Source organism: Archaeoglobus sp., assembly GCF_017656475.1.
GTDB lineage: Archaea > Halobacteriota > Archaeoglobi > Archaeoglobales > Archaeoglobaceae > Archaeoglobus.
This window is the reverse complement of the sequence record NZ_JACDNT010000048.1, coordinates 1-10,586: the sequence shown is the minus strand read 5'-3', so window position 1 is coordinate 10,586 and position 10,586 is coordinate 1. Positions and strand designations below refer to the sequence as shown.

Sequence of the window (10,586 nt, the reverse complement as noted above, 5' to 3'; positions counted from 1 at the left end):
AAAGTATATCTTTTCTTCATCCAAGCTAAATCCGGCAGCTCCAGCGATCACTCCAAAACTCGCAATGAATATGCTGAAACAAAGTCGAAACCTTATTAATCTATCGAGGGGTACCACAATACCTGAACGAGACTGAAAAGTCTCACTTCTTTTGTGAGAGACGACATTCAGCTCAACCTTTCTAAACTTTTAAGGCAAGTCCATATCTCTGTTGTGCAATGGTGGTGGTCCTTCTTAAACCTAACAGGAGCTGCACCGTTTATCAGAGTTTCGAATCAAAAACGAATAGCTTTGTTATACCGGCATTTGACGGCAACTCATCCCACATTTTACTGGACACAGTTGAACACTACCTCAGTACAACTATAGTACTGAGAGTAGCTGCATATGCTGTTTTAACCAAAAAGCGGAAATGATTTATGTTGGTTCGGATTTGCTGCAGAGCAAAAAGCATTCAGCTGTAGTGAATATGTAGTGTTCAATCACGTTGTATAATGATATGTAATGATATTGAAAACATACTTAATTAACTTTTTGTGAAGACAAACACATGAAGAAAGTCTGTATTGACGATGTAAAACCCTACGAGGCGCCGGGCCATTTTAATATGGTTGCACTGAGGTTGCATCACAAGGAGACGACGGGATCAGAAAACTTTTGGATGGGATTGTCGCACTTCCTTCCAGGAGGCGGGGCTGAGTGGGATAAGAGCGACATTGAAAAAGTGTACTTCGTATTGAGTGGGAAAATAACCGTCGTAAAGGAGAACGGAGAAAAAATTGTTCTGGAACCAATGGATTCTCTGTACATTCCTGCAGGCGAACCGAGATATCTCATAAATGAAACGAACATGCCTGCAAGCATGCTCGTAATTGCGAGTTACCCCAAGGAGTGAGGGGGTGAGAGAATTGGTGGTGAAAGAGGTTTTTGAGTCTGTAGAGGACTACCAGAAATCACTGGAAGAAAGAGTTCAGAGCGGGTCGATGGGCTACAGGAAAATGTTCGACCTGACAGGAAAAGTGGCTGTTGTCACAGGGGCAACTGGTGGGCTAGGAGGCCCGATTGCTCTTGGTCTGGCAGATTTTGGGTGTGATGTTGTTGTAGTAGGAAGGAGGGTCGAAGTATTAGAAAAACTGAAGACGAGCATAGAAAAACTGGGCAGAAAGGCACTAGCTATTAAATGTGACATTACGAAAGAAGAAGACGTCGTCAACTTAGTAAACAAAACGGTTGAGGAGTTTGGCAGAATTGACATCCTCGTGAACTGTGCAGGGATAAACATTCCGAAGCCGGCAGAGGAATATCCACTAGAGGATTGGAATAAGGTTATGGATGCAAATGTTACTGGAGTATTCCTAGTTTGCAGGGAAGTTGGCAAAGTAATGATCAAACAGAACGGAGGAAAAATAATTAATGTGTCTTCTGTTAGAAGTGAATATGGATTACCAAGAAACTATATTGCCTATTGTGCCAGTAAAGCAGCAGTAAATCTTATAACAAAACAGCTTGCATGTGAGTGGGCCAAATACAACATCCTTGTAAATGCAATTGCTCCAACAGTCATTGCGACACCTCTTACAGCACACATAATGAAAGACCCAGAACTTTCGAGAACTATGAAATCTCGCATTCTTCTGGGTAGGTGGGGATACCCAGACGACTTGATCGGAGCGGTCATATTCTTTGCTTCAGATGCATCGAATTTTGTCACTGGGCAGATACTGTTCATAGATGGAGGGGTTACTTCGTGGGCATAAAAGTAGCTTGCATTGGTGCCGGAACTGTTGGATCAAGTTGGGCGGCACTGTTTGCATGGCGTGGGTGCAGAGTCGTTGTATACGACCCGTTTCCCGAAGCTCTCAGGAAGGCTGAAGAAAACATTGCACGAACCGTTACAACACTTAGTGAAATATTTTTGGATGGTAAGGCGGGTGTAGATGAAGTCCTTAGGAGAGTTACTTACACAGAAAGCTTGGAGGAGGCTTTAAGTGGAACGCAATATGTGCAGGAATCAGCGGTAGAAAAATTAGAGGTGAAAAGATCGCTTTTTGAAGAAATGGATAATATAGCAGATCCAGAAACCGTTCTTGCAACCAGTACATCCGGATTAAGCATAACAGAAATTCAAAAAGCTGCAAAAAAACACCCTGAAAGGTGCATTACTGCTCACCCCTACAACCCGCCACATCTGATCCCTCTTGTTGAAGTCGTTCCAGGTGAGTTGACAAGCAAACGTTGTATCGATAGAACGGTTGAATTTATGGACTGGCTTGGCAAGAAACCCATCGTCGTTAAAAAGGATGTTCCAGGAATGGTTGCCAACAGGCTCGCTGCTGCCCTATGGAGGGAGGCTGTAAATCTTGTTTACCAAGGAATTGCTACACCCGAGGAGATTGACATTGCGGTAAAATATGGTCCAGGGATTAGATGGGCAATTACAGGGGTTTATCTCACCTATCACTTAGGCGGCGGTGCAGGAGGCATGAAATATTTCTTGGAATTTTTCAAGGATCACTATAAACGACTTTGGTCGGATTTAGCATGCTGGTCAGAGTATCCTGACAACTCATTTGAGGCCATACTCAAGTCAATGGAGGACTACAAAGTTATCAAAAGAATGGCTTATGACGAGCTGACGAAGTGGAGGGATGAGCAGCTGGCAAAGATTCTCAAATTGCTCATAGAAGGGGGTTAAAAAGAAAGGAGGTGGTTATTTTGGAGGCGAGATGGGACATACTTGTGCCTGTTTTGGCGTATTTCTTGATAACAACATTAGGTGTTGGGTACTACCTTATGAGGAGAATGGAAAAATCAGAAGAAGATTATCTAGTCGCGAAAAGAGGTTTGGGTGCAATTCCAGTTGGTGTTACTCTGGCTTTAACTGTGCTGGGTACACCACATATACTGGGTGTTATGGAGAGTGCTTTTGACATTGGCCTACCTGCAGTCTGGTTTTCATTTGCACATGCTATAATGCTGGCAGTTGTATGTCTGTTTACGGGAAGGTGGGCAAGAAAGCTGAAAGTGGAGTCCGTTCCTGAGTTTCTTGATATTATCTTCAACAACTATTGGCTGAGACTAATGGTAGGATCTGTGATAGCTGGAGCAATCTTCGGTATCTGCACTCTGGAAACACAAGGACTAGGTATCTTCGTTTCAATTCTGACCGGAACTTCGATTGAAGTAGGGATAATAATCGGTGCAACAATAGGAATATTCTATGTTATCTTATCAGGTATGAAAGAGGTTGCTTGGTTAAATGTACTAAACGCAGTGATATTGTACATCGGTATTATAGCAGCCACTTTTGTATTAGGTGCAGGCCTCGAAAGCGGGTGGAGTGGAGTTCATGAGTTTTACATATCGAATGATATGGCAGACAAACTCAACATATTCGGTTCGTGGGAGGTATTCGTAGGATTTGCCCTTGTCAACATACTTGCAACGGTGTTTTTCCAAGGAATCAGCCAGCAGGGATTGCATGCTGCGTTAGCTGCAAAGTCACCAGATGTGCTTAGAAGAGCGATGCTAATAGCCGTGCCTGTGAACGGCTCGTTTGCAGTTTTTGCGGCAGTTATGGGTATGGCTGCAAGAGCAACGCCTGAATTTGCAGAACTTGGAGCAAAGACTGCCACTCCTGCCATGATCGTATCTGTTCTTCCAACTTGGGCAGCGGCTTTGCTACTGGCAACCTGCCTCGTAGCGGTTCTTTCATCTTACGCCATAACACTTCTGGCTCCAACCACGATATTCGTGAACGACATCTACAAGGCAGTTCTCAAGCCAGAAGCAACACACGAAGAGCTTCTGAGAGTGTCTAGGATCCTTACGATATTACTCGCAATAGCAGCGCTCGTTCCTGCAGTAAGCTTACCACCAATACTTGCGGCTATGATGTGGTTGTTCTCTTGGCTTGTACCTGTCTTTTGGTTCGTCATATTCGGGTTATTCTGGAAAAGGTCTGCTCCAGCAGCAATTGCCACATGCCTGGTGGTTTGGATTGTCATTAACGCTTGGACAATGACACCTCTGCCAGAAGTGCTTGGAGCGCCCTCGTGGTTGCATCAGGTCTATCTCGCTCTGATAGTGACCTTAGTGCTTGGTGCCATACTCACCGCGGTTCTACCGGGGAAACCGGGACTTTTCAAAGAAAAAGCAGCTTTAGCTGGGAGGTGAAAAAATGTTTCCCATTGATGCAATCTTAACGTGTTTTGGGTTCAGCGTTGGAATAGCAGTAGTTGGATACATTATTTCGCTGTTTCTGGACTGGAGTGAGGCAGAGGGTGATGGAGATGATGCTTGAAGTGGGAACTGTGACTTGGATGGCGTTAATCATAGCCCTTATGTTTATTTATTTCTTTTTGGGCTTTATAGGGGCACGTAGAAAGGAGTAACTGAACATTTGTTTTTTAATTTTTGGAGGGAGTGTGATGTCTGAACGTGTTGTAAAATCCACTTGTAAAAGTTGCCATGGCGGATGCAGAGTACTTGTTAAGGTAAAATCAGGAAAAGTGGTACACATAGAGGGAGATCCAAACTCATTGACCTTAGGGACAATGTGTCCTAAGGGTCTTGCAAGCATCAAAGAGGTGTACAATCCATCAAGGCTAAAATACCCTCTAAAGAGAGTTGGCGAAAGAGGGGAGGGTAAATGGAAAAGAATAAGCTGGAAAGAGGCTTTGGACACAATAGCCGACAAGATGAAAGAGTATATCAAAGAATATGGGCCAAGTTCAATCTTGATCGGGCAGGGAACAGGGAGAGGGTATAACAGATACACTTTCAGGTTTGCGAGGTCAATTGGCACACCGAACGTTCTGCTACCCGCCCACTTCTGTTACGCACCAAGGCTTGCAGCCTTCGGAATTACTGTCGGTGGAAGATTATACTGCGATTATCACGGCTGGGGTGGAGAGTATCCAAAAACAATCATTCACTGGGGCAAGCAGCTTGAATACACCAATGCTGATGGAGAAATGGCTGTTTGGTTTCTAAGAGCATTGGAAGAAGCCGAACATTTCATCCTTGTAGATCCGAAGGCAACACCTGTTGCACATAGGGCAGACCTTTGGCTACCTGTAAGGCCTGGAACAGATGCTGCTCTTGCTTTGGGAATGCTAAACGTCATTATTAATGGAGAGATGTATGACAGAGATTTCGTTGAAAAATGGACTTTTGGTTTTGAAAGACTTAAAGAAAGAGTTCAGGAGTATGATTTGGACAAGGTCAGTAGAATAACGTGGGTGACAAGAGAGAAGATACGGCAGGCTGCAGAGTGGTTCGCAACATCCAAGCCAGGTTGTATCCAGATCGGGCAGGCGCTTGAAGCTGGAAACAACTCGATCCAAACTCTGAGAGCCATAATCTGCTTAATGGCAGTCACGGGCAACATAGAAAGGCCAGGTAGTATGGTAAACTGGATTCCTCCAGCCACGGGGGAGATGGAAGAATTTGCTTTAGAAGTGCCAGCTCCAAAAGAATTACCAATAGGCGCAGATAAGTACAAACTTCTCGGTTTACCACCCTTTGCGATGTGTCATTTTGAGAGCGTATGCGATGACCTTCTTAATGGGGATAAAAAAATAAAAATGATGCACTTACACGGGACGAATCCATTATTGGCGTACGCAAACTCGAAAGAGGTGCTTGATGCCTTACTCAATGTTGAATTTATCTCGGTCGTCGACCTCTACATGTCCCCAACAGCACGATATGCAGACATAGTTTTGCCTGCTGCACACTGGCTTGAAACTGACGATATATATGACATGCACCCCAGATTCTTTGTCTCAGCAATAGTCAAAGCTGTTGAACCAGTCGGGGAAGCATTACCCGACAATGTGATATTTAACGAACTTGGAAAAAGAATAGCACCTAGATACTGGTTCAATAATGTTTACGAAATGCTGAACTACCAGTTGAGAAAGGCAGGGATTACATGGGAGGAGTTCAAGAAAATTGGGGTTTTAGCAAAGACCGGAAAGGAACACTATTACAAGTATAAGACGAAATACTGGAGAGAAGAAGGAGGATTTCCAACACCGACTGGAAAAATAGAACTATACTCAACCATTCTAGAAAAATTTGGCTACGACCCACTACCACACTATCGAGAACCAAACGAGAGTCCTTATAGTACTCCCGACCTCTATAAAGAGTACCCATTAATACTCTCAACTGGCGGTAGAGTTCCCTATTACTTCCACTCTCAATATCGCCAAAATCCGTGGTTAAGAGAACTGCAGCCAGATCCGGTAGCCCTAGTACATCCGAAAACGGCTGAAAAATATGGGATAAGTGACGGAGACTGGATTTGGATTGAAACTCCACGAGGAAAGATAAGACAAAAGGCACGACTTTTTGAAGGAATGGATCCTCGCTACGTATTTGTACAAGCTTCGTGGTACTATCCAGAAAAACCAGATCTTGGTATATGGGAAAGCAATGCAAATGTTTTGACGAGCAACAAACCACCGTTTGACCCATGCATTGGTTCTACAACATTCAGGGCAATGTTATGCAAGATCTACAAGAGCGAAGGGGGTGAGTAAATTGAACCTCCTGCTAGTACATGACCGCAACAAGTGTATTGGGTGTTACGCTTGTATAATAGCTTGTAAGCTTGAGCACAGTTCAGAGGAATCTGATGATCCCGGACGGATCAGAATTGTTCATGTGGGCCCAAAAATTTCTGGTGCCAAAGTTCAGCAGCACTTTAAGGCCATATTCTGCAGACATTGTCTCAATGCTCCATGTGTAAAAGAGTGTCCCACGAACGCATTGAAAAAAACTGAAGATGGAAGAACGGTCGTAGATGAAGAGCTGTGCATAGGGTGCAGGATCTGCATTGAAGTGTGCCCTTTTGGAGCACCTCAGTTAGGTGATGATGGAAAAATCAGGCTCTGTGATATCTGCATGCCTCGCATTGAGAACGGAAAATTACCAGCTTGCGTTTCCGCATGTGTCGCCAGGTGCTTGCAAGTTAGAACAATTGATGAGTTGAAAACCAGGCGAGCTAAAAGTCGGAAATTTTAAGAATGAAGAGTTTGTTTAGCTTCTGTTCTTCTACTATTTTATAATCCATCTTGCTGAAAAATCTCTTAAAGTATTCTGATGCAAAGTCGCTAAATTCTCTGTCCAAATTATGATAAAACGTCACCTTAAATTCGCCCTCGACAGTTTTAAGCTCGATATTAGTAAACCACCTGTTACCCTCGACATAGATTTTCCTTAAAGATTCCATAACTTTGGGAAAGAAGTTCTTAGAGTCTCTGTTTTCGTCAACAAAACTTAGAACAATGGCTGTTATGACATCTTCATCGTACAAACTGTCTTTTTTACCCTGAAGAAGGTGCATAAAATTCCTTTTGGAGATCAGGACGTTCTCAAACTCGTTTATCAGCTTCTCCCTGACTAAAATCCTGTCTACCTTGGAGCCATATTTGGAAATGTCGTAGAGCAACTTTATTGCTTGTTCAAGTACGTTACTTTGGTTTCCATAGATGTCAGTAAGGTCCCTAAGGAGTTTATATGTGTCCTGCGAAATGTAAGTGCCTAGCCTGACCATTTTTGTCTTCATGTTTATCATTATATTAGTGGAGTTCAAAAAGTTTTTTAAATTTTGTATCTTGAAATATATTTATTAGCTTAAATTTTAACTTACAGCCATTAACCAAAATTAACTTTTTGAGATGTCGTTTTGTTATCCCTTACATAATAACACATAGTATTATACAGAATTATTGATAATTCTTAATAAGTTTCTACGAAGTAGGGTTGTTGGGGTGATAAAAAATGGTGGACGATGTTGATTCCCCGTATCTCCACGGAATGCTGGATCCGGAGCTAATTGGAAAGCCAGAGGACATTTTAGTGAAACCACCAGTGAAAATTCTGGGAAAAGAGGTTGAAGTGTACGACCTTTCCCACAAGTTCGGCTATGGCGTACCACTGTGGCCTTACTTCAACGATGTAAAAATCGACCGCTTCCATTACCATGCCAAATCCAGAGTTCTGTCACAGGTTATTACAACGACCATGCACGTGTCGACGCATGCCGATGCACCAATCCATGTGGAGGAGGGTTTTCCATCAATCGAAGAGGTGCCACTTGAGCGGTACATGGGCGAGGGTGTTGTTGTCTCAATACCAAAGAAGAAATGGGAAGTTATTACCGCTGAGGATTTAGAGAAGGCTGATCCTCCAATCGAAAAGGGTGACATAGTCATTGTAAATACTGGCTGGCATCGTTACTGGAGTGACAGTGTCAAGTACTTCTGCTATGCACCCGGTTTCTATAAGGAGGCTGGTGAGTGGTTTGTCAAGAAGAAGGTTAAGGCAGTTGGTATTGATACACAGGCTCTTGACCACCCTCTTGCAACGAGAGAGGTATGGCACCAAGGAGGAGGAGATGAGAGAAATGCGATACTTCCGTGGTTGATAGAAGAATACAAGAAAGAGAAGGGCAGAGATCCGAGAGAAGACTTTCCTTATTGGGAACCGTGCCACAGACTACTTCTAACCAACGGAATAATGGGATGGGAAAACGTAGGAGGGGACATTGACAAAGTAACTGGACAAAGGTGTACCATCATTGGCTTACCGATTAGATGGGAGAAGGGAGATGGCTCGATAGTAAGACTGATTGCCATTGTAGAGAAAAGGTAACACAACGAATTTTTCAAATTTTTTCTAAACATAATAAAAAATTTTATAACGGAGGTGTAAACTTGAAACCCCTTGAACTGTTGGACGGAGGAGAAGGACCCCTCGTTGGATGGTGCGATCCCGATGATTTTCGTGATTGGGTTAAGAACAACAAGAGTAGAGATATGGTCGACAAAACAATGTCCGCAGAAGAAGCCGTATCAAAGTTCATCAAAGATGGGATGTACATCGCAAGCGGTGGGTTTGGGCATGTGAGAGTATCTATGAATATAATTTACGAAATAGTGAAACAGGATATAAAAGGGCTTACAATGGCGGGAAAAACATCAGTTCATGACCTTGATGTACTTATAGCTGCTGGCAGTGTTGAAAAAGTGGAAGCGGGATATAGCTTCGGTCACGAGCTACGAGGATTGTCTCCAGCTTCTCGCAGAAAGGTTGAAAATGGTGAAGTGAAAGTTTTAACTGAGTGGAGCAACGCGGCACTTCAGTGGAGATTTAAAGCAGCTGCGATGGGTTTGCCGTTTTTACCAGCTAGAATCTTGATGGGTACCGATACTTTTAAAAAGAGTTCTGCAAAAATCATTAAGGATCCTTTTACAGGAAAACCTCTCACACTCATACCTGCGTGTTTTCCGGATGTAGCTATTATACACGTTCACCGTGCTGATATATATGGGAATGCCCAGATCGACGGAATACTTGTAGAAGACTTCGAATTGGCGAGAGCAGCGAAAAGAGTAATTATAACAGCAGAGGAAATAATCCCCACTGACAAGATTAGAGATGAACCATGGAGAACTGTGATTCCGTATTTCCTAGTTGATGCAGTCGTTGAACAGCCTTATGGTTCCCACCCGTGTAACATGCCGCTGCTCTACTACTTCGATGAGGAGCACATTGCTGAGTACTTGGCGCTAACAAAAACTGAAGAAGGGACGAAGGAGTACTTTAAGAAATACGTTTACGGAGTAAATGACTTCTGGGAGTATTTGGACCTTGTTGGAGGCATTGAAAAACTTGAGAAACTTAAGAAGATTGAACAAGTAAGGGAGAAGCCGGTATATCCCTGGGGGTGATGTTATTGCAGTATTCAGAAGCAGAGTATATGGTTTGTGTCGCAGCAAGAATTCTCGAAGACAGGAAAAGTGTTTTCGTCGGAACCGGAATGCCATTGCTAGCAGCATGTCTGGCTCAGAAGCTGTATACTCCTAATTTAGTAATAGTATTTGAGGCAGGAGGGATAGCACCAATACTGCCAAGGATCCCAATCTCGGTTGGTGAATCGACAACATTTTACGGGGCAATTATGGCGACAAGCATGGATTATGTTATGTCCCTAGCTCAGGCAGGATATGTTGATTACGGTTTTCTTGGCGCCGCCCAGATCGACCCTTACGGCAACATCAATACAACCGTAATTGGGGATTGGGAAAGACCAAAAGTAAGACTTCCAGGGAGTGGAGGGGCCAATGATGTAGGATCACTCTGCTGGAAAAACATTGTGCTTATGAGGCAGGACAAAAGGAGGTTTGTGCCTAAGCTTGACTTTCTCACGACTCCCGGTTATCTCTGCGGTAATAGAGAGGAAGCAGGACTCCCAGCAGGTACAGGACCTTACAGAGTCATAACGCAGATAGGTGTGTATGAGTTTGATGAGAACACAAAGAGAATGAAACTCGCTGCACTTCACGAAGGCTACAAAGTTGAAGATGTGGAAGCCAATACGTCATTCGACATCTTGATTCCCGACGAAATTGAATATACTGAACCCCCTACAGACGAAGAACTTGAGGTGCTAAAGGAATTCGATCCAGATGGAATACTGCTTGGTAAGAAGAATAAGAAATAGAGGTGATAATGTATGGCGGTTATTGTAGGTGCTGCAAGAACTCCTGTGGGCAGATTCGGCGGCAGTT

At 43.5% G+C, this 10,586-nt stretch carries 11 protein-coding genes; 10 read left to right on the top strand and 1 reads right to left on the bottom strand.

The genetic code is table 11. From position 1 onward, the window contains the following. Positions 1-550: 550 nt before the first annotated feature. From H0Z19_RS10565 to H0Z19_RS12080, 7 genes are all read left to right on the top strand, one after another. Positions 551-895 (top strand): cupin domain-containing protein, encoded by a 345-nt coding sequence (locus tag H0Z19_RS10565; RefSeq protein ID WP_290726433.1) that lies wholly within the window; start codon positions 551-553, stop codon positions 893-895. A gap of 16 nt (positions 896-911) precedes the next feature. Further along, entirely contained in the window at positions 912-1,757 is an 846-nt protein-coding gene (locus tag H0Z19_RS10560) for a glucose 1-dehydrogenase (RefSeq protein WP_290726435.1), read from the top strand. Then, complete coding sequence (locus tag H0Z19_RS10555) at positions 1,748-2,695, top strand: 3-hydroxyacyl-CoA dehydrogenase family protein (protein ID WP_290726431.1); 948 nt, start codon at positions 1,748-1,750, stop codon at positions 2,693-2,695. Before H0Z19_RS10560 ends, H0Z19_RS10555 begins: the two co-directional genes overlap by 10 nt. Before the next feature lie 65 nt (positions 2,696-2,760). After that, positions 2,761-4,176: a sodium:solute symporter family protein gene (locus H0Z19_RS10550; protein WP_290726429.1), complete on the top strand. Its 1,416-nt coding sequence runs from the start codon at positions 2,761-2,763 to the stop codon at positions 4,174-4,176. Positions 4,177-4,180: 4 nt separating this feature from the next. After that, entirely contained in the window at positions 4,181-4,303 is a 123-nt protein-coding gene (locus H0Z19_RS10545) for a hypothetical protein (protein ID WP_290726428.1), read from the top strand. Positions 4,304-4,430: 127 nt separating this feature from the next. After that, positions 4,431-6,551: a molybdopterin-dependent oxidoreductase gene (locus tag H0Z19_RS10540; protein WP_290726427.1), complete on the top strand. Its 2,121-nt coding sequence runs from the start codon at positions 4,431-4,433 to the stop codon at positions 6,549-6,551. Further along, positions 6,544-7,035, top strand: coding sequence for a 4Fe-4S dicluster domain-containing protein (locus H0Z19_RS12080; protein ID WP_365892726.1), 492 nt, complete (start codon positions 6,544-6,546; stop codon positions 7,033-7,035). The genes H0Z19_RS10540 and H0Z19_RS12080 overlap by 8 nt, the downstream gene beginning before the upstream one ends. Here H0Z19_RS12080 and H0Z19_RS10535 read toward each other — a convergent pair. Next, positions 7,016-7,579: a hypothetical protein gene (locus H0Z19_RS10535; protein ID WP_290726426.1), complete on the bottom strand. Its 564-nt coding sequence runs from the start codon at positions 7,577-7,579 to the stop codon at positions 7,016-7,018. The two genes, H0Z19_RS12080 and H0Z19_RS10535, sit on opposite strands and share 20 nt — an antisense overlap. Positions 7,580-7,794: 215 nt before the next feature. Between H0Z19_RS10535 and H0Z19_RS10530 the strand changes: the two genes are divergently transcribed. The 3 genes from H0Z19_RS10530 to H0Z19_RS10520 all read left to right on the top strand — a co-directional run bounded on the left by H0Z19_RS10530 (position 7,795) and on the right by H0Z19_RS10520 (position 10,519). Next, positions 7,795-8,667, top strand: a complete 873-nt coding sequence (locus H0Z19_RS10530) for a cyclase family protein (protein WP_290726425.1) — start codon at positions 7,795-7,797, stop codon at positions 8,665-8,667. Between the two features lie 62 nt (positions 8,668-8,729). Beyond that, on the top strand, positions 8,730-9,746 hold the full coding sequence (locus H0Z19_RS10525; RefSeq protein WP_290726423.1) for a CoA transferase subunit A: 1,017 nt from the start codon (positions 8,730-8,732) through the stop codon (positions 9,744-9,746). Next, positions 9,746-10,519 (top strand): CoA-transferase, encoded by a 774-nt coding sequence (locus tag H0Z19_RS10520; RefSeq protein ID WP_290726421.1) that lies wholly within the window; start codon positions 9,746-9,748, stop codon positions 10,517-10,519. The genes H0Z19_RS10525 and H0Z19_RS10520 overlap by 1 nt, the downstream gene beginning before the upstream one ends. Positions 10,520-10,586 lie beyond the last annotated feature (67 nt).

Excerpts from the sequence above, each read along its gene's own strand:
- H0Z19_RS10565 (WP_290726433.1), top strand. The coding sequence starts at position 551 with ATGAAGAAAGTCTGTATTGACGATGTAAAACCCTACGAGGCGCCGGGC.
- H0Z19_RS10545 (WP_290726428.1), top strand. The coding sequence starts at position 4,181 with ATGTTTCCCATTGATGCAATCTTAACGTGTTTTGGGTTCAGCGTTGGA.
- H0Z19_RS10540 (WP_290726427.1), top strand. The coding sequence starts at position 4,431 with ATGTCTGAACGTGTTGTAAAATCCACTTGTAAAAGTTGCCATGGCGGA.
- H0Z19_RS10535 (WP_290726426.1), bottom strand. The coding sequence starts at position 7,579 with ATGAAGACAAAAATGGTCAGGCTAGGCACTTACATTTCGCAGGACACA.
- H0Z19_RS10530 (WP_290726425.1), top strand. The coding sequence starts at position 7,795 with ATGGTGGACGATGTTGATTCCCCGTATCTCCACGGAATGCTGGATCCG.
- H0Z19_RS10520 (WP_290726421.1), top strand. The coding sequence starts at position 9,746 with ATGTTATTGCAGTATTCAGAAGCAGAGTATATGGTTTGTGTCGCAGCA.